The sequence below is a fragment of the Umezawaea sp. Da 62-37 genome, assembly GCF_032460545.1.
In the GTDB taxonomy this organism is placed as follows: domain Bacteria; phylum Actinomycetota; class Actinomycetes; order Mycobacteriales; family Pseudonocardiaceae; genus Umezawaea.
In genome coordinates this window covers 7,967,996-7,989,978 of record NZ_CP135965.1, presented here as the reverse complement: position 1 = coordinate 7,989,978, position 21,983 = coordinate 7,967,996, and the positions used below count along the sequence as shown (strand labels likewise).

The following is a 21,983-nucleotide window of genomic DNA, read 5'->3' as shown; positions in this document are numbered from 1 at the left end:
GCCAGCGTAACCGGCTGCGGGGGCGCCGGTATCCGACTGGGGGAGGATCCTGGCCGTGATGCGCCCGATGGTCGATCTGGTCGGCCAAACCGCAGTGCTGCTGCCGGGGACGGCCTCCGACGAGGTGTTCGTCCGCAGTGTCTTCGAAGAGCCGTTGGCGCAGGTCGGGATGCGTTTGACCGCGCCTGCGACGGTCTCGGTCGACGAGCACGTGGCCGCGTTGGACGCGGCGTGGACCGGCACCCCGCTGGTGATCGGCGGGATCTCGCTCGGCGCGCACGTGGCGGCGGGCTGGGCGGTGCGGCACCCGGAGCGGTGCGCCGCGCTGCTGGTGGCGCTGCCCGCGTGGCACGGGCCCGCGGGCGACGCCCCCGCCGCGCTCGTGGCGCGGGCCAGCGCGGCGGTCGTGGAACGGGAGGGCGTGGACCAGGCACTGGCCGGTGTGGACGGGTGGCTCGGCGCGGAGCTGGACCGGGCGTGGCGGCGGCACGGGCCCCGGCTGGCGGAGACGCTGCGCGCGGCCGCCGAGTCCACCGCGCCCGAACCGGACGCCCTGGCGCGACTTCGGGTCCCCGCCGGTGTGGCGGCGTGTTCGGACGATCCGATTCACCCGCTGGGTGTCGCCCGTTCGTGGACGGCGGCGCTGCCGGGGGCGGTGCTGCGCACCACGACCCTCGCCGCGCTGGGCGCCGACCGCGCCGCACTCGGCCGCACAGCCGTGCTCGCGCTCCTGCACGCCCTCACCTGAACCGCGAGTCGAACCCCCAGGCACCCCGTGTCGAACCTCCGGACACCCCGAGTCGAACGTCCAAGCACCCGGCCGGATCAATCTCGATCAGCACTGAAGCGATGGTCGGCGTGGGGATCACAGGAACCCCCACGCCGACGCGATCACGTGCCCGCCTGCGCCGCGATGTGCTTGGCGATGGCCTCGGGCAGCTCGATCGGCAGCGGTGTGCGCACCGGCATCGGCTGCGTGCCGCGCACCACGACCGTGCCCCGCAGCAGGTCGTAGAGCGCCTCGGCGATCTCGGACGCCTGCTCCTCGGGACCCGCGGCGACGCCGCGCAGCAGCCACCGGGGGCCGTCCACGCCGACGAAGCGCAGGTGCACGCCGCTGTTGCGGGCGGTGATCTCCTCGCCCCAGTCGCCGTTCTCCCGGTTGATGCGCGCGCCGTCCTCCTTGAGCTGCGTGATCAGCTCCGCGCCGACCTCCTTCCAGAGGCCGCCGGTGCGGGGCGCGGCGAACGCGCTGACCGTGAGCTGGCCGACGGGCGTGAGCAGGTGCACCGCGCGCACCGCTCCGGCCGGGTCCATCTCGACCTGCAACTGCGCGCCGTCGGGCACCGGGAGCCTGACGGAGCCCAGCTCCAACCGCGTCACTCCGTCGTTGGGGGCGTCGGCCTCGTCGTACGGACCGTCGTCGGCCGCGTCCAGGTCGTCGCCGTCGAACTCGACGTCCTGCTGCGCGGCCTCCCGGTTCGTCGCGTGCCTGCCCCGCTTGCGGCGCCGTCCGAACATCTCCGTTTACCCCTCTGTCCTCTGCATGGCGTCGGCCTTCGCCGTCGCCGCGAGCACGCCGTGCCCGCCAGTAGAGCCGTACCCACCGGTGCCTCGCTCGGAGCCCGGCAGTTCGTCGACCTCGCGGAACACCGCGTGCTCGACGCGCTGCACCACCAGTTGCGCGATCCGGTCACCTCGGGAGAGCGTGACCGGTTCGCGGAGGTCGTGGTTCACCAGGCACACCCGGATCTCGCCCCGGTAGCCCGCGTCGATCGTGCCGGGGGTGTTGACCACGCTGAGCCCCACCCGCGCGGCGAGCCCCGACCTCGGGTGGACGAAACCCGCGTAGCCCTCGGGCAGCGCGATCGCGATGCCGGTGCCGACCACCGCGCGCTCCCCCGGTCCGATCACCACGTCCCGAGTGGTGACCAGGTCGGCGCCCGCATCACCCGGACGGGCGTACGTCGGCGGTGGGACTCCTGGATCGAGCCGGGACAGCAATACCTCGACGCTGGGCACGGCGGGCGAGATTACCCTGAAGACGTGAGTGAGAGTGCTGTGACCGCCCCAAGTGCCTTCGAAGAGCGGCTCTACGTCCCCTGGTGGGGTTGGCTGCTGCCGGTGAGCGCCGCGGTGCTGCTGGCCGCCGAGATCCACATGGGCTTCCCCGGAGTCCGCTCCTGGCTGCCCTACGTGATCACCGTGCCGCTGGTCGTGCTGATGATCCTGCGCCTCGGCTCGCTGAAGGTCGCGGTCGCCGGCGGCGAACTGCGGGTGGGAGACGCGCACGTGCCGCTTGACCTGCTCGGGGACGTGGAGGTGTTCACCGCCAAGACCAAGCGCAAGGCCATGGGCCCGCACCTGGACCCGGCCGCGTTCGTCGCGCACCGCGGCTGGGTCGGGCCGATGGTGAAGGTGGCGCTGGTCGACCCGGAGGACCCCACGCCCTACTGGCTGTTCAGCGCCCGCAAGGCCGAGGAGCTGGCTCGGCTGCTGAAGAGGTGAAACGCGACTGGGCGCCACCCCTTCGGGTGAGCGCCCAGTTCGTTCTGTGGACTTGGATCCAGCGGTTCGGTCGGTTCTCGGTCTGGCGCGGGTCAGGCGCAGTCGCGGCAGATGTACTGCCCGTTGTGCTCCTCGGCGAGCCTGCTGCGGTGGTGCACCAGGAAGCACTTGGAACACGTGAACTCGTCGGCCTGCTTCGGCAGGACCTTGAAGGTGAGTTCCTCACCGGACAGGTCCGCACCGGGCAGCTCGAAGTTCTCGGCAGTCGCGTCCTCGTCGACATCGACTACGCCGGACTGCGTTTCGTTGCGCCGCGCCTTCAGCTCCTCGAGAGAGTCTTCAGCGAGCTCATCGGCCTCGCTGCGACGCGGCGCGTCGTAGTCGGTCGCCATCTTGTTTTCACCCCTGCGGTCTACGGAGACTGTGTTCGTGTCGCTGGTTAACGTCCCAGCGCCCCTTTTTGTGCCCCGTCGTCAAGTGACGGGGGTCTCGCCCCGGTCGTCGTGCGCCAATCCCCTGCCAGCCGGCGCTTCTGGCGACTCGACGGTCCCGGAGCGCGCAGAGGGTAGCTCACGGTTCGGTGTCGTGTTCATCGGGTTCCCCCTAAATGGGCAGAAGGGTGACAGGACCCACGTACGCTGGCCCGATAGGCTGTACACGGGCTCCTGCCCACCTGTCGGGGCCATCGGCACCGCCCAAGCGGTTGTGAACCCTCCGCTACCGGGTGATTGCGGGCGGCTACGGCCGGTCGGGCACGCGGGATGGTCTCGGACCACCTAGGCTGATTGACAGCGAGCACATGGGCACAACGCCAGGGGAGGTCGGCGGACGTGGGACCCGCGAGCAGTACGGGGAACAGCGGGTTGTCGCGGTACAAGCGGCGACGACCGCTACCCGCACTCGTCCTCTTCGTAGTTCTGGCAGTAGGAGCGGTGTTCGTCTGGGCCGAGGTCCTCGACACCGCCAACGACGTCGACGCGGCCATCAAGTGCAACGCGCCGGGCAACGTGCCCGCGAGCGCTTCCTCGGTGCCGCCACCCGACCCCGCGGCGCAGGCGGTGCAGGGGGCTCCGGCCGCCGAACCGCCCAAGCTCGGCAGCGTGCTGGCGCACGACGCCCTCGACCGCACCGATCCGGCTCCCGCGACCGACATCCAGTTCCGCGTCTTCAACGCGAGCACCCAGCGCAACCAGGCCCGGTTCGTCGCCACCACCCTGACGGAGTTGGGGTTGAAGCAGGCGGCGGAGCCGGACAACGACCCGGTGTACCCGGCGCAGGACATGACCTGCCGCGGGCAGATCCGGTTCGGGGCTCCCGGGGCCGGGGCGGCACGGACGTTGAGTCTGATCGAACCGTGCTTGGAACTGGTGCGGGACGAGCGGCAGGACGCGAGCGTGGACATCGCGATCGGGAAGAAGTTCGACGAGGTGAAGCCGAACCACGACGCCCGGAAGGTGTTGGATCAGCTGTCTTCGTGGGCTGAGCAGCAGCCGGAGCAGGGTGGCGGGCAGGTGGCGGAGGCGAGCAGTCCGACGCTGGTGGCGGCGAACGTGTCGGCGGCTCGGGAAGTGCATTGTTGAGGTTGGGGTAGTGCGGTGAAGTGAGTGCGGGCCCCCGTCGTGTTGGTTGCGGCGGGGGTTTTGCTTGTGTTGGGTCCGCATGGGTGGGGTGCCTTTACCCGGTCGCCGAGTGTTCTAGACGTGCCGCAGCTTGTCAAGACGGGAAAGATGTCTTGACAAGCTGCGGCACGTCTAGAGATGGCTTTTGATCGGGTGCAGGGGTAGGTCTGGCTGCGCCAGCATTCGGCTGCGCCGAACTCGGGCACCTCGCTGCGCGTCGGCAAGGCCTGGCTTTGGGTTTGGGCCTTGGGTCCAACTTGAACGAGGACGCCTGGAGGGGTCTTGGTCCAAGGTCCTGTGCGGTTTGCCCGTGGGGCGCGCTTGCGGAGCCCCTGAGGGGCGGTAGCGGTCGTGTCGGGAACTTCGTTGGGGCAACGGGTCCGGTTCTGGCAAGCGCTTGCCTAGACGTTGGCGAAGCCGCAGTCGATGAGGGCGTCGCGCAGGTCGGCGGCGATGGCGGGGGTGGCGGCGAAGGTGGCGTCGTCGCCGAAGGCGGGGTCTTCGCCGGGGAGGTGGACGACGGCGCCGGCTTCGCTGGCGACGAGGGCGCCCGCGGCCCAGTCCCAGCGGCCGAGGGCGTGTTCGGCGTAGGCGTCCAGCCAGCCGGCGGCGACGGCGCAGAGGTCGAGGGAGGCGGCGCCCGCGCGGCGGATGTCGCGGACGCGGGTGGAGAGGGCGGCCCAGGTTTCGGCTTGGCGGCGGCGGCGGTCGGCGCGGTAGGCGAAGCCGTAGCCGACGAGCGAGAGGTCGAGCCTGGTGGCGGAGGACACCGAGAGGCGGGTGCCGTCGAGGAAGGAGCCGTGGCCGCGGGCGGCGGTCCAGACGCGGCCGCTGACCGGTTCGACCACGGCGCCCGCGACCGACACGCCGTCGAACTGGGCGGCGAGCGAGACGGCGTAGTGGGGGTAGCCGTACAGGTAGTTGACGGTGCCGTCGATCGGGTCGACGACCCAGGTCAGGCCCTCGACGGCGGCGCTTCCGCCCTCTTCCTCACCGATGACGGGTTCACCCGGTCGGAGGACTGCGAGGCGGTCGCGGACCAGCTGCTCCGAGGCTAGGTCGGCCTGGGTGACGACGTCGGTCTCGGTGCTCTTGGTGTCGACCTGGGCGGCGACGGCGTCGTGCCTGGCCCGCTGGACGAGGGCGGCGGCTTCCTTCGCGACGGTCACGGCGATGTCGACCAACGGGCGCGGATCGAAACTCAACTGTTCCACCTACGTCACTCTCGCGGGACTATCGGTGGTGCTCAGGCTAGTGTCTGCGGCCACGGTTGCTGAATCGAGTAGGAAGGCCATCGGGGATGGGCATTACCCGCGGGTTCGGTGTGGACATCGGCGGCTCCGGCATCAAGGGCGGCCTGGTCGACCTGGAATCAGGCGCACTGGACGGCGAGAGGCTGCGCATCGCCACGCCCCAGCCCTCGACACCGGAAGCGGTCGCCGACGTGGTGGCCGAGATCGTCGCCAAGTTCGAGTGGACCGGACCGGTCGGCGTGACGCTGCCGTGCGTGGTCAAGCACGGTGTGGCGCTCACCGCCGCGAATGTGTCCAAGCACTGGGTGGACACCGACGCGCGCGCGCTGTTCGCGAAGCGGCTGGGCAAGCCGGTCGAGGACGTCGTGGTGCTCAACGACGCGGACGCGGCGGGCATGGCGGAGATGCGGTTCGGCGCGGGCAAGGACCGCGACGGCCTGGTCGTCCTGCTGACGTTCGGCACGGGCATCGGCAGCGCGCTGTTCCTGGACGGCAAGCTCGTCCCGAACACCGAGTTCGGGCACCTCGAGGTCGACGGCCACGACGCGGAGTCCCGCGCGGCGGCGTCGGTCAAGGAGGACAAGGGCCTGTCCTGGGCCGACTGGGCGCCCCGCGTCTCGCGCTACGTCAGCGTGCTGGAGAACCTCATCTGGCCGGATCTGGTGATCGCGGGCGGCGGTGTCAGCAAGAAGGCCGAGAAGTGGTTGCCGCTCCTCGAAGTGCGCACCGAAGTGGTCGCCGCCGCGCTGAAGAACGACGCGGGCATCGTGGGTGCCGCGGCGGCCGCCGCGCAGGGCATCAAGCACTGATCCGGAAAATCCCGTACTCGATCTAGCTGCGGGAACACCGGTCTGACCCCCTCGAAAGCGAGTGGGGCGCAACAGCACGCGATTCTCGTCGTTACAATGGAACGGTGCCCCGCCGGAAGGCTTCGGCGGGCGCTCCCCCGAACTCTGGCGTCCGAGGTTTCGCGCCCTTCGGATCGCCGTGATCGACAGTCGCGAAAGGGCGTACGTGGCAGCCGCAGAAACCGCAACCCGACGCTCGAGCACCACGAGCGCCGCGAAGACGACCTCGGCCGCAGCCGGCGAGTCTGAGGAGACCTCCAAGGCCGCCTCGGCCCGCAAGGCTCCGGCTCGCAAGCCCGCCGCGGCGAAGACTGCGGCGGCAGGCAAGCCCGCGGCCAAGGCGCCTCGCAAGACGGCCGCCAAGGCGACCGGTCCCGCCAAGACGAAGAAGGACGGCGACGACCCCGAGGACCTCGAAGCCGCTCCCGGTGACGAGGACCTCGGCGAGGACGTGGTCATCGTCGACGAGCCCGTCGTCGACGAGCCCGACGAGCCCGAGGACGAGAAGAAGCCCGGCGAAGGCGACTTCGTCTGGGACGAGGAGGAGTCGGAGGCCCTGCGGCAGGCCCGCAAGGACGCCGAACTCACCGCCTCCGCCGACTCGGTCCGCGCCTACCTGAAGCAGATCGGCAAGGTCGCCCTCCTCAACGCCGAGGAGGAGGTCGAACTCGCCAAGCGGATCGAGGCCGGTCTCTACGCGGCGGAGCGGGTGCGCCGGGCCGAGGACGAGAACGAGAAGCTCACCCCCCAGATGCGCCGCGACCTGCGGTGGATCGTCCGGGACGGCGAGCGCGCCAAGAACCACCTGCTGGAGGCCAACCTCCGCCTCGTGGTCTCGCTGGCCAAGCGCTACACCGGCCGCGGCATGGCGTTCCTGGACCTGATCCAGGAGGGCAACCTCGGTCTGATCCGCGCGGTCGAGAAGTTCGACTACACCAAGGGCTACAAGTTCTCGACCTACGCGACGTGGTGGATCCGCCAGGCCATCACCCGCGCCATGGCCGACCAGGCCCGCACCATCCGCATCCCGGTGCACATGGTGGAGGTCATCAACAAGCTCGGCCGCATACAGCGCGAACTCCTGCAGGACCTGGGCCGCGAGCCCACGCCCGAGGAGCTCGCCAAGGAAATGGACATCACCCCTGAGAAGGTGCTGGAGATTCAGCAGTACGCCAGGGAGCCCATTTCGCTCGACCAGACCATCGGCGACGAGGGCGACAGCCAGCTCGGCGACTTCATCGAGGACTCCGAGGCCGTCGTGGCCGTGGACGCGGTGTCGTTCACGCTGCTGCAGGACCAGCTCCAGTCGGTCCTCGCGACGCTGTCCGAGCGCGAGGCGGGCGTGGTCCGACTGCGCTTCGGCCTCACCGACGGCCAGCCGCGCACGCTCGACGAGATCGGCCAGGTCTACGGGGTGACCCGTGAGCGGATCCGGCAGATCGAGTCGAAGACGATGTCGAAGCTGCGCCACCCGTCGCGCTCGCAGGTGCTGCGCGACTACCTGGACTGACAGTCTGAGCGATAAACGCCGGTGACCTGCGAATTTGCGGGTCATCGGCGTTTATCGTAGACACGCACTACGTTGTCAGTCAAGATATCAGGGTGTCCCCTGATGATCTTCGGATGCTCCTCGACTCCTGGACGCTGCATCTCCGAGCCGAGCGCAAGAGTCCACAGACGCTGAAGTCCTACGGCGATGGCGTGCGGAAATTCCTCTCCTGGTCCGAGCAGACCGGCAGGCCTCCCGAACTGGACCGACCCACCGTGAACGCGTTCATCGCCGATCTACTGGAAGCCGGGGCCGAAGCGTCCACCGCCCGCGCCCGACAGCTCTCCCTGCGGCGACTCTCCGCGTGGCTGGCCGAGGAAGGCGAGATCTCGCGTGACGAACTCCTCGCGCTAAAGCCGCCGAAACTGGACGCGAAGGTGGTCAATCCGTTGACCACGGAGCAGCTTCAGGCCCTACTCGCCGCTTGCAATGGCAAAGAGTTTCGCGAGCGCCGCGATGAGGCGATCGTCCGTCTCATGATCGAATCGGGCGCACGCGCCTCCGAGGTAGTCGACATGACCGTGACCGGGATCGACCTCCGCGCCGGATCCGCGCTCATCGAACGGGGCAAAGGCGGGGCTGGTCGGCGTGTGCCGTTCTCCAGTACCGCCGGACGCGCCCTCGACCGCTGGCTACGGGTACGCCGGACCCACCGTCTCGCCGACACGGACACGCTGTGGCTCGGTGAGCGCGGCAAGCTGTTCGGCTACCAGGGCCTGTATCGGGCGCTGGAGTACCGGGCCGAGTTGGCCGAAATCCCCGACTTCCACCCCCATCGGCTACGCCACACAGCGGCGACCAGGTGGCTTGCTGCCGGAGGTTCCGAGGGCGGCCTGATGGCGGTCGCCGGATGGTCACGTCGCGACATGATCGACAGATACACGCGTGCTACAGCGAGTGACCGGGCTGCCGACGAAGCACGCGGGCTGAACCTCGGCGATCTGTAGCCCTCGCACAGACCAACCCGCCTTTGACGCTCCGACCTGGGTCGGAGAGTCAAATCAACCGACGTCGTGCGACTTGACCGCCGCACAACGCTGCGCTTAACGTAATCCCCGTTCCGTGCCGTTGACCACTCAGCGTTACGAGTAGAAACGGGCACAGCATGACCGCAGGACCCGCAGAACGCCGTCTCTCCGCGCAGCTCGCAGCGAATTCACGCTGGGCTCAGCAGGACAGCCACGCCGGCACAGAGGCCGCCCGGCGTGCCTTCCGCGAGCAGTTCGAACGACAGGTAGACCCGGACGGCACCCTGCCGACCCAGGAACGCGCACGTCGAGCAGAGGCCGCCCGTCGGGCGTACTACGCGGGGCTGGCACTGAAGTCCGTTAGCGCTCGCCGCAAGCGGCGGGAAGCCCGCGAAGCCGAACTCAGGGCGAACGCCGCCCTCCGGGCCGGTCGCCAGGCTGGCGGTGCCGCATGAGCGCCTTCGGATCGAATCGCCCTCTCTCCGAGCCCCGCCCCGCAGGTTCGACCACCACGTTCGAGCGGCCGACGATCGCCGGTCCCGAGGCCGACGACGAGTTCCGAGCCGGAATCGTCGTGCTAGCGGGACCAGCCTCGTCGGAGCCGCTGAGCGCCACGCTCGCCGAGCTGATCGCGTCGTGGTTCGCGCCGGTCACGGGCGGCCAGGGCGGGCCGCTGCTGGGCGTCCTGGACGGCCACGTCGTGCAGGTCACCTCGGCGACCGTGCGCGACTTGATGCGCCGCACGGATCTCGGTCAGCAGATCGGCCTCGTACCGACAGCCGCGGACGTCGACACGGCGTTGACGCTGGTCGCCCGGCACGCCCGCGGTGAGGCCGAGCGCCGGACCGTCGCCGACGACGCCCGCAGCGACCAGGCGCGTGCCGAGTTGGCCGTGGAGTTGGAGCGTGCGGAGCAGCGGGCCGCGCTGCTGCGCGAGCTGGCGGAGCTGGACGAGCCGGTTGCCGATGCCCGGCCGGTGCCGAGTCCGTCGCGGCGGAGCTGGTTGAAGCGCTGATTTTCAGCAGGTTTCGGGGGCCCGATCCGCGTGGATCGGGCCTCTCGTCGCTGACTTGGCGAACCGGCTTGAGTCGGTTCAAATCTCTGGCCTGCGGTTTCCCTATTTGATGCGCCGAATTGAGCCGGATAAGGGAGCTTTAATTGATTAGCCGACTTGAGTCGGGCTATCAAACATGCAGGTCACAGGCTTGCGACGTTGATCGTCCGCGTGTAGCTTTCGTACATAACCTGGGAGGAACGATGACTCGAATCTACATAGTTCGGGACATGGATCGGCTGCGTCAAGCTCGTGAAGGAAACGTGCGCACGCGGTGGTCGGTGCTAACCCCAGAGCAGCGGCGCGAAGCCATGCGGCCCGTCATCGCGGCTCGAATGGCGAGGCGTGCCGCAGCGCATCAAGCAGAAGGCGGCACGGCCGCCTGATCTCAGAGAACACCCCAAAACCGCAGGAAACCCGCCCCCCGGCGCTACCAACGCCGGAACTGCGGGGCGGGTCCTGAGGTCCACACGCGAGTACGGAACCGCTTACCAGTTTAGCCGAGTCAGCTCGGCTAACAACTGGATGAGCAGTGCCAGAAACTTGAGGCTTCAATGGTAGCTCGAACCTCCGAGCAGCGCGAACCCTTGCGCTGCCCCGACTGCTCCGCCCCGCTCGTTCCTACCGGCCCCACCCTGATGATCCAGCACGAGACCTCGTGCCCGATGGAGGTCTCCGGCCGCGACCAGGCCGCCGACGACCTGCGTTGGCTCCGCGAGAATCCCGATTGCCTGCACCGCACGCGGGAGCTGTGCGCCGCCGAGCGCGAGACGCTGCGCACGATGGGCGCACCCCGCAAAGCGTTGCGGGGCATGACGGTGCGGGTCAGTCGGTATGGGGTCAGCAGTCGGATGCTGCGGGTCTACTACGGCGACCAGCTCGTGACGGCGTCGGTGCACTTCCCTCCCGGCGCTGCCCAGTGAGCGCCGCAATCGGCATCCGCCCCGCGCAGACTGTGTTCGACTCCCGCCAGCCGTACGCCTCCGCGTGGGAGGCCTGGCACGCGAAGGGGTGGCCTGTGCTGGTCCTGCCCGCCGGTCGCAAGACCCCGCCGCCGAGCGGTTTCACCGGGTACAACGGCGTCACCGCGTCCTACGCCGATCTCTACGCGTGGTCCGAGGACCGTCCGGGCGGCAACATCGCCCTGCGGATGCCCGCCGGGGTGATCGGCGTCGATGTCGACGCGTACACCAAGGGCGGCAAGGTCAAGACCGGCGATCAGACCCTTTCCCGCTGGGAAACCGAGGCGGGCGCGGTCTTCCCGCCGACGTACCGCATCACCTCGCGCGCTGTGGACAACCCGAGCGGCAAGTACCTCTACCGCGTTCCCGAGGGTGTGCGGCTGCGCACCGCCGAGGGGGACGTGGAACTTCTCCAGCCGCACCACCGGTACTGCGTCACCGCGCCCTCGCGCAACGGTGACGACCACGGCAGCATCGTCCGCGTCTACGGCATTGACGGTCGCGAGATCACCGACCCTGCCGAGCTGCCCACGCCCCTCGATCTCCCCAAGTTGCCGGCCGCGCTGGTCGCCTACCTACGTGAGGGCAAGGCGGCCGAGCAGGCGCGCAACCTGGAGGCAGGGGAGCGGTCCGCGTTCCTGGCCGCCATGCCCGACGGGCAGCCCTGCAAGGCCATGCGCGGGGCGCTGGGCAGGGCGCTCGGCTGCCTCGGGTCCGGCAGCCGGCACGACGAGACGCTGAAGGCCGTCGGCCACATCCTCCGTGTCGGGGAGATGGGCCACCGAGGCGTGCACGAGGCGCTGCGCCAAGCCGAGAACGCGTTCGTCTCCGCCGTCGGCAGCGAGCGCGGCGGAGACACCGCCGTCCGCGAGTTCCGTCGGATGGTGGACGGTGACCGGGGCGTGGGTCTCATCCTCGCCGAGCCCACCACCGCCGAGCGCAAGGGCTGTCAGTGCGGCGTTTCCGGAGACGACCTCACCGATGACGGCCTGCGCAACGGCATCGTGGCCGCACTGGCGTCCTATGAGGACATGGGTCTCGTGGATGAGACGACCCTCGACGCGCTGGCCGAGGGCGCGGACCCGGACCGATTCCGTCACATCGCCGAGAGCGTGCCCGCGTGGGTGACGTGGATGAACCGCGAGCAGACCGCGCCCCCCGCACACCTCGCGGTCGTGCCGTCCCGGCTTCCGGTTGCACCGGAGCTGCTGGGCGGAATCGACCCCGACGAGTTGGCCGAGGACGAGGCCGTTTTCGGTCCGCCTGTCGCGGTCATCGAGATCAGGGCCAAGAGCACCACGCCCGTCGCCTCCGAGGCCAAGGACGTTCCGAACCCGCTGGTCAAGTCTGCCGCAGACGTCCGCCGCAAGCTCTACGATCCCCGCTACAGCAACGATCTCGTTGGCAACCGTGACCGGCTCATCGACTGGGCGGGTATCGATGACATCGCCGTCGTCTCCGACTCCAAGGGGCTCGTCCGCACCTGGCGCGACCTCGGAGCCTGGGAGACCGACCACAGCGGCGGCCACATGCGCTACCGCATCGAGCAGTTCACCGACGAGATGCTGAAGCAGGCCCGCGAATTCGCGGTCCTCACCGCGCAGGCAGTCAAGGCCGCCGGGGAGGACAAGGAACGGGTAACCCAGCTCAAGGCCGCCCTCAGCGGCTACATGCTCAACGTCAAGAACGCACGGGAGGACAGCCGTTTGCGCGGTCTGGTCACCTCGATCAAGGCCAACCGGGCGGTCGAGGTGAAATCTGGCCGGTGGAACCGGAACCTGCGGCTGCTCAACGTCGCGAACGGCACCATCGAGCTGCACCGCGACGGGCGCGTCACGCTCCGCGAACACCGTCGCGGTGACTACCTGACGCAGATGGCGGCCGTCTCCTACGACCCCGAGGCCACGTGCCCCCGGTGGGAGGAGTTCCTGGCGTGGGCGCTGCCCGACCCCGCGTTGCGTCGCCTGCTGCGGGCGCTCGTCGGGATCACCCTCGTGGGAGGCAACCCAGAGCAGTTGTTCGCGTTCCTCATCGGCCCCAAACGATCCGGCAAGTCCACGGTCGTCAGCGTGATCGCGCTGCTGCTGGGCAACGCCGACGAGGGGTCCATGAGCTACAGCCACCCTTTCCGGCTAGCCGACCTGCGTGCCAAGCCCAGCGGCGGCAGCCCTGGACTCATGGCCGTCATGGACAGGAAGTTCGCCTTCACGGTGGAGGCCGACGACGGGATCGAGATCACCGGAGACACCGTCAAGAACTTCACGGGCGGCGACCGGATCGCCAACAAGGACAACTACGCCACGCGGGACACCGTGAGCGGCGGCAAGGCAACGTTCATCCCGTGGGTCGCGACGAACAAGCCCCCGACGATCACCGGGGCCGACTCCGCCCTGTTCGAGCGCATCGTGGCGATCCCGTTCGTCCAGTACCGGAAACGCGCCGACCGCATCGCTGACCTTGACGAAGCGCTGTACGAGGCTGAAGGTGCAGGCATCTTGAACTGGGCGCTCACCGGGTATACGGACATCACTACCGACCGCACCGTGCTCGTGGACCTCCCCAAGACCGCTGTTGACTGCGCGAACGAGATGCGCGAGCAAATCAACCTGTACGCCCGGTTCGTCGCCGAGGCCTGCGAGCCGTGTTCCGGAGACAGCACTAAGTGCCCCGAGTGCTCGTCGTCGGCAGACCTGTGGACCGAGTTCCGTGCGATGTGCGCGCACCAGAACGAGAAGCCCGACACGATGACCAAGTTCAGCCGGGCGCTGACCGACCTCGGATACAAGAGCGAGACGCAGCGGGTCAACGGCGGCGTGACCAAGGTCCGCGCGGGCATCCGCATCCGGCCTCTCGTGCCGCTACAGCGCGAGCTGGCCGCCGCCCAGCAGCGTGACGACAGCGGCGCGGTCATCGGCCTCATGCGCGAGATCGCCGAAGTCCAGGGCGACCAGGCGACGCTTGACGCGCTGGACGCGAACGCGATCTAACCGGACAGCGCGGTCACGAGGGGGCGGTTCCCAATCGGGGGCCGCCCCTCATGCTGTTACCGGTGCTGTTACCCGTCGAATTCAGCGCGTTTGGCCAGGTCAAGGACTGTTTAAGGGCCTTGGCTGTTACCGGTGTTACCGGTAACGCAGGGCGACGGGTAACACGCTGTCTGTGCAGGTCAGAGGCACTATTTTCAAGATCATGTTACCCAGTTACCCATCTTCTCTAAATTTCTCTTATATGAAGTAGGTAGATAGCCCGACGTATCTCTATAGGGAGAACTCTTGAAACCACGGGTAACGGGTAACAAAGGCGCTGAATCGTGGGCATGACCCGTGAAAAGGGCTGTTACCCGTAGGGGTAACACGGCGGGTTGTGCGCTTCCGGCCTGCCTGCTGAGGCCCGCGAGCGCTGCGGCGCAGCAAGGCGCATCCTGCGGAACGCGGGCATGCCGATACGTTGCCGGAAGCCCCAAAGGTGCGGAGGTGTCGAGTGACGGACGACAGCAAGGAGTTCACCCACCGCGAACAGGTCGGCTACGAACCCGGCCCGTGCGCGAAGGGGCATGAGCGTCGGAAGGCGGACGTCGTCTGGCAGGAAATTCCGCTGTACTCCGGGCGGGTGCAGCGCTCCTGGCTCATCGAACGAGTGGACTGCCCGGTGTGCAGTAGGGCGCCAGCCGAAGAGGGCGACGGGTGGCGCGGCGAGATCGAATGACCTGGGTGAGACTGTGAGGCCTGCTCTTGCCCCAGTGATGCTGCGCAAGGACGGCAGGCTTGTGGACGACTAATTGGTCGGAACGGCCTCCGGGGCGTGGGCAGATCACCTAAAACTGTGCTGTGCCCGATGATGCCACCGCCGAAGCCGGTTCCTACCCGAGTGTCCAGCCCGACTGGCCGACTTGCATGCACGAAGATGGGCTGTGCGCAGGCCGCCTGATCGACGGATACGAGCGCTGTCTGACCCATCTGTCACCGGACGAACTCGACGGCTGGCTCCAGTCCATTAGTGTAGGTGCTGACCTTGATCTACGTGGTACCAAGTTCGCTGATGGTCTGCTTGACCGGTTGCTCACGCGTGTAGCCAAAACCCCTGGTGGTTTCAATTCTCGCACTTCGTTCGGTACAGTTGACCTACGCTGCTGCCGAATTCCAGAAACCGAACTGTTCCTCAATGCGCATTTTGCTGGTTATGTCGATTTCAGTGGTGCTGTGTTCTTTGGGGCCGCTAAGTTTACCGATTCGACATTCACCCGTGGTGCTGGGTTCGTCAATGCGACGTTCGCCCGCGGCGATGCATCATTCGACGGTGTGATGTTCAACGGCAACGTCAAATTCCTTAATGCAAAGTTTGAACGTAGTGCCTTGTTCAAGGGGGCGACGTTTTTCGGAAGTGCCTGGTTCATCGACACGAAATTCATGGGGGATGCAGGGTTCAATCGCGTCAAGTTCAACGAGGATGTCGGGTTCAACAGAGCGACTTTCGCTCGCGACGCCCGGTTCGGCCGTGCGGAATTCGCTCGCGGCCTCTGGGTTGATGACGCCACGTTCGCTCGTGTCGCAGATTTCTCTAGGGCGGTGTTTACCTCGGCCACGAAGTTCGGTCCGGTAATAGCAGAAAGCGTCGCCCTGGATGAGGCGCTGTTCGTCAAGCGGGTGGTCGCGGAGGTAGAGGCTGGCTGGGTGTCGACGCAAGGTACCCGCTTCGATGGTGGAGTGGAGTTGCGCGTCCGTCAGGCACGCCTATGGCTGCGGCGCACATCATTTGGAGCGTCATCGTCGGTGAGTAGGGCCGTTGCGCCATTCACCCCTGCGATCAACGAAAAGAGTGGGGGGGAGAGTGCTGAGAGGGCAAAGCGCGAGGTGGGAATGGTCGAAGAAAGTCAGAGTCCGACAATTGGAACGCGGAGAGGAGTCATCGGTGTAGAAGTCCCGACACCGCAGGTGCTGTCATTGCAGGAGACTGACGTATCCCAATTGACACTGAGCGATGTGGACGTGCAGTGGTGTCGATTCGCAGGGGCTCACCAGTTGGAGAAGTTGCGCTTGGAAGGCCGCAGTCCGTTCAATCAGCCGCCTGCGGGATGGCGGGCAGGTTGGGCGTGGTTCCCAGTGTGGCATTGGAGCCGCCGGCGCGTTCTGGCAGAGGAGCATCTCTGGCGGTCCCGCAGTCGCAAATCTTCTGGCTGGACCACTGCCTTGCCTTCTTTTGAAAGGCTCGATGTGACAAGTCAGTCCTTGAACTCATCGCAGTCATCACTTGCGGTGGAGCCGGAGCGGTTGGCAGTGCTGTATCGGAGTTTGCGTAAATCTCTGGAAGACGGCAAGAACGAGGCCGGGGCAGGAGATTTCTATTACGGAGAAATGGAGGCCCGCCGCCATACCTCATCCGCTGGTGCCGGTGAACGTTTTGTGCTGGGCGTCTACTGGCTGCTGTCGGGCTATGGTCAGCGGGCAAGTCGAGCCTTGACCGCTTTGGCCTTGCTGGTCGGCGTGCTGTTCGCCGGGCTGACCTACTACGGTCTGCCGGACACCACCACCCCGACGGCCCCGCTAGCCGGCACTGTCCGCTCTAGCAGCGGCCAGTCGCAGCAGGTCATCATCGAAATCTCCGCACCAACCAAGTTGCCCCCAGTCGACCAGCGCTGGACCGCCGAGCGCGTGGATAAGGCCGCCCGCATCGCACTGGGCTCTGTGGTCTTCCGCGACACCGATCAGAAGCTCACCACCGCCGGGTTGTGGATGCTGATGGTCGGGCGCGCGCTCGGCCCGCTGTTGCTCGCTCTGGCTGCCTTGGCTATCCGCGCTCGCGTCAAACGTTGACCAGCGTCCTACGGCCTGACATCACGCCGTAGGACGCATCTACCTGCTGATCCATTCGGGCGGTAAGGGGGTGAGAACGTACGCAGTCGCTGCGCACCTGGACTTTCAAAGCATGTGGACCACTCTTGCCCCTGCTCTGGTCGCCGCGGCTGCCGCTCTTGGCGGCGTGACCGTCGGTGCCCTCGTCGAGCCGCTGAAGCTCGGTGCCGCTCGACGAGCCCGTATCCGTGACGACCGGGCGATGCGGTGCGCGAAGCTCATTGAGGCGGCGATGACATGCCGTGCTCGCCTGCTCGCATTGAACCTCGCGCACCGCCGTGCCGCAGCCGGTTTTGAGGTCGACACCGCGAGAGAGGACGAGTTGGTCGAGGTGTACCGACAAACCCGTAGCGAGTTGCGGCAGACCGTGGCCCTGCTCCGGTTGAGTGGTCCGGACGAGTTGGTGGAGGTTGCTATGACGGTGCGGGAGGCAGAACGCGCACTCCGCGGTGTCCGGTTCGTTGGCGATGACGGCGGAGATTTTGATAAGGACAAGCCTCCGTTGGTCGTGTTGGCTGCTGCTCACGCACTGGAGGACACGGTGCACGAGTTCGCTGCAACGGCCCGGAGGCTCGTCGCGACGTAACGAGCAGGGCGTTGCACTAGACACCTGGGTTGTGTGGAACACCGTGCTGCCTGCCGTGATAGCTGCCGTCGCCGCCTTGGGTGGCGTGACGCTAGGCGGTCTGATCGAGCCGGTGAAGCTGGCTGCGGCTCGGCGCGCGCGTTCGTCAAGATCATGCAGATCGATGCGCACGCTTCGTGGAGGCAGCCACCTCGTCCAGATCCGGCGTGATTCGACTGAACGTCGCGCATCGTCGCGTGAAACTTGGCGAGGACGAGGTGTCGGCTGAGGAGATCCTGGCCTTGGAGACTACTTACTACACGGCGCGCAACGATCTACGCCAAGTGGCGGGGTTGATAGATCTGTTCGGGCCTGACGACCTGGCAGAACAAGCATTTGTGGTGCGTGAGGCCGACCGACAGTTCCGCAGGGCACAGTGGATCGTCGAAGAGTCAGGTGTGCTGGACCGTAGCGACCTCCCCCCAAGCGTTCGTGAAAGCGCCACCAAGATGGAGGCGGAGATCCGCAAGTTCACCGCGATGGCTCGGAAGTCCATGCGTTGAACCGTGCACCGCGTGCTCTCCAAGCACATAACGGTTGCGGGGATAGTCCGACGTGTGCGTAGACCGTGGCGTAACGCGGCGGATGCGCGGTGATGATGGATCTCGGGTGCTGACCAGCAGGAAACTGTTATAACCGCCGTAGGCCATCGGCGCGCCTCCCCGCCGACAACTCGGTGCGAGTGACCATTGTCAGGTGAGTCCTGACGCAGCACGCGCGCGCGGTAACGCAAGCCCTCGCGCGAAAACCGCAGACCGCCGGGGGCTTGTCATCGGCGCGGAACGCGACGCGCTCCGCGCGTCCTTCGGCGCGCTGCTGCGCCAGGAGCGCCGCGCGGCCGGGCTGAGTCAAGCGCAGCTCGCCGAGCGTGCCGGGTCCACGTCGTTCGGCATTTCGCGGCTGGAGAACGGCCACGTGCGGCCGAGTACGTCGATGACCTGGCGTCTGGCACGTGCCCTCCGCGGGCACCTGGGCGAGAGGGAAGCGGTCGCGCTGGACCTGCGGTTGAAGCTCGCGGCGGGCAGCTCGTTGCGGTGCTTCTCGGAACGGACCCACCGCCGCCGGGAGCGGATCGCGGCCGAGGTGCTGGCCGGTGTCGAACCGTCGCTGGCGGGGGCAGACCCGTTCAGCACGTACGTGCTCGACCTGCTGGCGGACGGCTCGTGACCGGCGAACGGCTGCGCGCGCTGCGCCGCGAACCGCGTCCGCCGTCGGACGCGGAGTTGGAGGCGTTGGCGGCTCGTGACCTGCTGAAGGTCGCCCGCCGCGATGTCCGGCGGCGTCGTGCCGCCGGGGCCCTGCTGGATCAGGCGCTGGCGGAGTTGGACGAGGCCTACTCGCCGCCCCAGACATAGTAGGAGCCCATGATCAAGACCATGCCGACAGCCGCCCACAAGATCACGTAGGCGAGCCCTCCGAACAGAGCACGGGTTTCGCGGTAGACACGCAGGTACCACCGGCCGTGACGCTCATAGAGCAGCCAGGCTTGGCTCATGCACTTCTCGTGGTCTGTGGGATTCGCGGCGGCCTGCTCGACGAGGTCCTGGATCCGAGTATCAACGGCACGGTCTCCGGTGCGCCGCTGTACGGCTGCGCTTCCAACCCTGAACCAGCCAGTTCCGTGGATCGGTGGCCACTCGACAAGGTCCTTCACCGCAGCCCCTTCCTCCTGATGCTGCAATCGCCTGTGGCGCAGCAGCGTTACGGATCGTGGCAGCTCACACCAATGTTTCCCGGTGTTCGGCGATTGACTCACCGAGCTGAGTCGGGAAGCGACGATGTCCGTGCCCTGGTGCGCGATTCGGTGTCGCTACCGCGTCCGGCGCGGCGTCCGAATGACGAACTCGGTGCAGGTGATCATCGAACCATGCGGAACTTCGAATGGATCTCACCTCCTGTGGTGCTCGCCGAAGTCGGCGACCCGAGCGGAGGTTTGATGTGGCTCCTGTCGGACACGGTGCAGACCGGTGATGCTCCGGAACCCGAGTTGCCCGATGTGGACATGTCAGCCCTGTCGACGGCCGGGCCGTGCGCGTACACCTGGGGCGGTGCGGCGTGATCGTCGAGACGAAAGACCGCGACCAGTTGAAGGTGTACATCCCCGACGACGTGGCCGACCGCGAGACGCGGGCCGCTGCGGCTGATCGGCGGTGGCGGTCGTGGTCGTGCCCCGGATGCGGCTCGACGCACGCGGGCTACTCCGTGGACGTGCGGGCTGCCGCGTGCAGCCACTGCGTCGATCGGATCCGCCGGGGTCTCCCGATCCTCGACGCGAAAGGCTTGTGGGAGGAGGCGCTGGAGTTCAAGGACGCCGTCCCGCTGTCGGTCGGCGACCTGCGCCAGGCCGCCGAGCTGAAGGCCGAACTGTCGCCGGAGGTGGTGCACGCGAGTGCGGTCGCGGCGGATCCGGAATGGATCTCGATGCCGGACGGTCGGTTGGTGTGTGCCGTGTGCGCCTCGTGCGGCGGTGCGGTCGATCTGAAGGCGGGCGGTGTCCGGCTTGGCGACATGTTCGTGTGCGCGGGTTGTCGGGGCGCGGCGTGACACGGAACGTTCTGAGGTCTGATAACTTTGCTTATCCGACTCCAGAATGGGGCTTCCGACATGACCGACACCACCGCCCTCGTCCCGTCCGGGGATCACGCCCCGACGCGCACGACGGCTGACAGCACCGTGTCGGACTCCACGCGCAAGCGGATCGCCGACGGCGTCGCCGCGAACACCGTCAAGGCGTACGCCAGACAGTGGGCGGCGTTCGCCGACTGGTGCGCGACGCAAGGGCGCACGCCCCTGCCCGCGACGCCCGCGACCCTGGCCGAGTACATCGGGCACCTGGCCGACGCGGGCAAGGGGCCGTCCACGTGCCAGCAGGCGATGGCGGCCGTCGCCGTGCGGCACGACGCGGCCGAGCTGCCCAAGCCGAACACCAAGGGCGCGCTGCTCGTGCTGCGGTCGCTGCGCCGCGAACGCGCCGACGCCGGACAGCGCGCCAAGCAGGCCCCGCCCGTGACGATCGAGGTGCTGCGCAAGCTGATCGACGCCACCGACCCGGACAGCGCCACCGGCAAGCGGGACCGGCTGCTGTTGGTGTTGGGCTTGGTGATGATGTCGCGCCGGTCGGAGCTGTCAGCGCTGCGGATCGAGGACGTCACCGAGAACGAGCACGGCTTGGAAGTCCTGATCCGCACCTCCAAAACCGACCGCGACTCGATGGGCGAGGTCGTGCCCGTGCCACGCGGCTCTCACCCGCACTCCGACCCGGTGCGGCTGCTGCGGGCGTGGCTCGTGGTGCTCGCGGACAAGGGCGTCACCACCGGGCCCCTGCTGAGGTCGATCGACCGCCACGGCCGCATCGGCACCGGACGGCTCACCACCGACTCGATCAGCCGCATCGTGCAGCGCCTGGCGGTTCTGGCTGGGGTTCCCGACGCGCAGCGGTACACCGCCCACTCGCTGCGGGCCGGTGGTGCGACGGCGGCCTACAAGGCGGGTGCGCCCGTGTCCGCGATCAAGAAGCAGGGGCGGTGGAAGTCCGACGTGGTGAACGAGTACATCCGCAGCGTGGACCGCTGGCGCGACCATCCCATGACCGACATCGGGCTGTGACTGAGGTCTCCTCTTCGATCTGGGCATCCGTACTGCCGAGCGAGGCGCGACAACTGCAAAGGGGTGAACACCAACTCATTGAGAGGACTCACCCCATGCACGCCATCGTTACTGCCTACGAACCGCCGAACGCGATCACGGATGACGAGACGTTCGGCATCCTGCACGCGTTCGACCCGGTGACGGACAAGGTCCTGTGCCGGTCCGACCTGCCGACCTACTCGCTCTGGGACGAGCTGCTGGATAAGGCAGCCCCGGCTCCGGTCGCGGCCATCCGGTACGGGGTGTGGTTGGACATCTTGTGGCGGCCGGCCGCGACGGACCGGTTCTGCTTGACGTGCCGGACCCGCACGGCGCAGCCGGACCAGAGGTAGGACCGGCACCACTGGTCCGATCTCGTCGCGAGGTCGGGCCAGTGGCTCGGGCACCGAGCGGGTAGCCGTTCGTCGCATCCTGGAAGTGTGCGAGAGCGGGGCGTTTACCGTTCGATTGCGGCGACGCTGGAAGACAAGAGGCAGGGCCACGCTGGGCGGCGACGTGGTTGGCCATGGCTGTGCGTAACGTGGTGCTCGGGGAAGCAGGGGCTAGTTCTGTGCGGTCTTCAACGCTCGGGACCGCTCGTCGATCTGCTCGATCCGGCGGCTCTGGTTGATCGTCTTGCCGGTCAGGTTGATGATCTGGAGGCATCCTCCGAGGCCCCAGAGCAGCAAGGCGATCGGAATGCTGGTTCCCACGAATCTGAGAATGCCGATTGCCTGCATGGCGGGCCAGGCAAGCGCGGAGATCACACCGAGGCCACACGAGGCGGCGCTGATTCTCATCACCCAGTGGTAGGGGCGCAGGATGCCAGCTAGTCCGCTCGGCGTCTTGTCCAGCATCTTGGCGAACGTCGGCGTGATGACGGCTACCAGCACGGTGACCGCCGTGAGGACGAGTGCAACGAGCGCTCCGGCTACGGCCGAAACACCGAGTAGAACCGTCTGAGTGGCAGCCGCCGCAGCAAGGCTGAACGCTGGAATCAGTCCACATGCGACACCTACAGGCACGCCCACGTAGAAGTCAGGCGACGCAACGATTGAGCCAACGCGCGAGTAACGCCAGGCGCGCTCTTTCCCGGCTGGTTGTGAGGCGGCTGGCGTCAT

Annotated in this window: 24 protein-coding genes; 19 read left to right on the top strand and 5 right to left on the bottom strand. The window is 67.5% G+C overall.

Translation table 11 applies throughout. The features are described from left to right. The first annotated feature begins 58 nt into the window (after positions 1-58). Positions 59-748 carry an alpha/beta fold hydrolase gene (locus RM788_RS36940; protein WP_315934850.1) on the top strand — a complete coding sequence of 230 codons (690 nt, stop codon included), beginning with the start codon at positions 59-61 and terminating at the stop codon, positions 746-748. A 143-nt stretch (positions 749-891) separates the two neighbouring features. On the opposite strand, the gene RM788_RS36935 is transcribed toward RM788_RS36940, so the two are convergent. Beyond that, entirely contained in the window at positions 892-1,521 is a 630-nt protein-coding gene (locus tag RM788_RS36935; RefSeq protein WP_315923892.1) for a DUF3710 domain-containing protein, read from the bottom strand. Positions 1,522-1,527: 6 nt separating this feature from the next. Next, positions 1,528-2,022 carry a dUTP diphosphatase gene (gene dut, locus RM788_RS36930; RefSeq protein WP_315923890.1) on the bottom strand — a complete coding sequence of 165 codons (495 nt, stop codon included), beginning with the start codon at positions 2,020-2,022 and terminating at the stop codon, positions 1,528-1,530. Positions 2,023-2,046: 24 nt separating this feature from the next. Here dut and RM788_RS36925 point away from each other — a divergent pair, with 24 nt between their 5' ends. Next, positions 2,047-2,508 carry a DUF3093 domain-containing protein gene (locus tag RM788_RS36925; RefSeq protein ID WP_315923887.1) on the top strand — a complete coding sequence of 154 codons (462 nt, stop codon included), beginning with the start codon at positions 2,047-2,049 and terminating at the stop codon, positions 2,506-2,508. 92 nt (positions 2,509-2,600) lie between these two features. Here RM788_RS36925 and RM788_RS36920 read toward each other — a convergent pair whose 3' ends face one another. Further along, a complete protein-coding gene (locus RM788_RS36920) occupies positions 2,601-2,900 on the bottom strand; it encodes a DUF4193 domain-containing protein (RefSeq protein WP_106196725.1) in 300 nt (99 codons plus the stop codon). A gap of 438 nt (positions 2,901-3,338) precedes the next feature. On the opposite strand from RM788_RS36920, the gene cei reads away from it, so the two are divergent. Then, entirely contained in the window at positions 3,339-4,088 is a 750-nt protein-coding gene (gene cei, locus RM788_RS36915; protein ID WP_315923883.1) for an envelope integrity protein Cei, read from the top strand. Positions 4,089-4,528: 440 nt separating this feature from the next. Here the strand turns inward: cei and RM788_RS36910 are convergent, their stop codons facing one another. Further along, on the bottom strand, positions 4,529-5,332 hold the full coding sequence (locus RM788_RS36910; protein WP_315923881.1) for an inositol monophosphatase family protein: 804 nt from the start codon (positions 5,330-5,332) through the stop codon (positions 4,529-4,531). Between the two features lie 95 nt (positions 5,333-5,427). Between RM788_RS36910 and ppgK the strand changes: the two genes are divergently transcribed. The 16 genes from ppgK to RM788_RS36830 all read left to right on the top strand — a co-directional run bounded on the left by ppgK (position 5,428) and on the right by RM788_RS36830 (position 21,215). After that, positions 5,428-6,189, top strand: a complete 762-nt coding sequence (ppgK, locus tag RM788_RS36905; protein WP_315923879.1) for a polyphosphate--glucose phosphotransferase — start codon at positions 5,428-5,430, stop codon at positions 6,187-6,189. A 205-nt stretch (positions 6,190-6,394) separates the two neighbouring features. Next, positions 6,395-7,738: an RNA polymerase sigma factor gene (locus tag RM788_RS36900; RefSeq protein ID WP_315923877.1), complete on the top strand. Its 1,344-nt coding sequence runs from the start codon at positions 6,395-6,397 to the stop codon at positions 7,736-7,738. 113 nt (positions 7,739-7,851) lie between these two features. Then, positions 7,852-8,724 carry a tyrosine-type recombinase/integrase gene (locus tag RM788_RS36895; RefSeq protein ID WP_315923875.1) on the top strand — a complete coding sequence of 291 codons (873 nt, stop codon included), beginning with the start codon at positions 7,852-7,854 and terminating at the stop codon, positions 8,722-8,724. 472 nt (positions 8,725-9,196) lie between these two features. Then, positions 9,197-9,760, top strand: a complete 564-nt coding sequence (locus RM788_RS36890; RefSeq protein WP_315923873.1) for a hypothetical protein — start codon at positions 9,197-9,199, stop codon at positions 9,758-9,760. A 677-nt stretch (positions 9,761-10,437) separates the two neighbouring features. Further along, positions 10,438-10,722: a hypothetical protein gene (locus RM788_RS36885; protein WP_315923871.1), complete on the top strand. Its 285-nt coding sequence runs from the start codon at positions 10,438-10,440 to the stop codon at positions 10,720-10,722. Then, on the top strand, positions 10,719-13,748 hold the full coding sequence (locus RM788_RS36880; RefSeq protein ID WP_315923869.1) for a phage/plasmid primase, P4 family: 3,030 nt from the start codon (positions 10,719-10,721) through the stop codon (positions 13,746-13,748). The genes RM788_RS36885 and RM788_RS36880 overlap by 4 nt, the downstream gene beginning before the upstream one ends. Before the next feature lie 493 nt (positions 13,749-14,241). Further along, positions 14,242-14,466, top strand: coding sequence for a hypothetical protein (locus RM788_RS36875; protein ID WP_315923867.1), 225 nt, complete (start codon positions 14,242-14,244; stop codon positions 14,464-14,466). A gap of 122 nt (positions 14,467-14,588) precedes the next feature. Then, entirely contained in the window at positions 14,589-16,571 is a 1,983-nt protein-coding gene (locus RM788_RS36870) for a pentapeptide repeat-containing protein (RefSeq protein WP_315923865.1), read from the top strand. Positions 16,572-16,683: 112 nt separating this feature from the next. Continuing rightward, a complete protein-coding gene (locus RM788_RS36865) occupies positions 16,684-17,196 on the top strand; it encodes a hypothetical protein (RefSeq protein WP_315923863.1) in 513 nt (170 codons plus the stop codon). Positions 17,197-17,372: 176 nt separating this feature from the next. Next, on the top strand, positions 17,373-17,738 hold the full coding sequence (locus tag RM788_RS36860; RefSeq protein ID WP_315923861.1) for a hypothetical protein: 366 nt from the start codon (positions 17,373-17,375) through the stop codon (positions 17,736-17,738). 193 nt (positions 17,739-17,931) lie between these two features. Then, complete coding sequence (locus RM788_RS36855; protein ID WP_315923858.1) at positions 17,932-18,402, top strand: helix-turn-helix domain-containing protein; 471 nt, start codon at positions 17,932-17,934, stop codon at positions 18,400-18,402. Further along, positions 18,399-18,590: a hypothetical protein gene (locus tag RM788_RS36850; protein WP_315923856.1), complete on the top strand. Its 192-nt coding sequence runs from the start codon at positions 18,399-18,401 to the stop codon at positions 18,588-18,590. The genes RM788_RS36855 and RM788_RS36850 overlap by 4 nt, the downstream gene beginning before the upstream one ends. Positions 18,591-18,697: 107 nt before the next feature. Continuing rightward, positions 18,698-19,294, top strand: a complete 597-nt coding sequence (locus RM788_RS36845; RefSeq protein ID WP_315923854.1) for a hypothetical protein — start codon at positions 18,698-18,700, stop codon at positions 19,292-19,294. Beyond that, the gene (locus RM788_RS36840) at positions 19,291-19,779 is read left to right on the top strand and encodes a hypothetical protein (protein ID WP_315923852.1); all 489 of its coding nucleotides are present in this window, start codon (positions 19,291-19,293) and stop codon (positions 19,777-19,779) included. Before RM788_RS36845 ends, RM788_RS36840 begins: the two co-directional genes overlap by 4 nt. 60 nt (positions 19,780-19,839) lie before the next feature. After that, positions 19,840-20,841 carry a site-specific integrase gene (locus tag RM788_RS36835; RefSeq protein ID WP_315923850.1) on the top strand — a complete coding sequence of 334 codons (1,002 nt, stop codon included), beginning with the start codon at positions 19,840-19,842 and terminating at the stop codon, positions 20,839-20,841. 95 nt (positions 20,842-20,936) lie between these two features. After that, positions 20,937-21,215: a hypothetical protein gene (locus RM788_RS36830; protein WP_315923848.1), complete on the top strand. Its 279-nt coding sequence runs from the start codon at positions 20,937-20,939 to the stop codon at positions 21,213-21,215. Between the two features lie 210 nt (positions 21,216-21,425). Here RM788_RS36830 and RM788_RS36825 read toward each other — a convergent pair whose 3' ends face one another. Next, a complete protein-coding gene (locus RM788_RS36825) occupies positions 21,426-21,983 on the bottom strand; it encodes a hypothetical protein (protein WP_315923846.1) in 558 nt (185 codons plus the stop codon).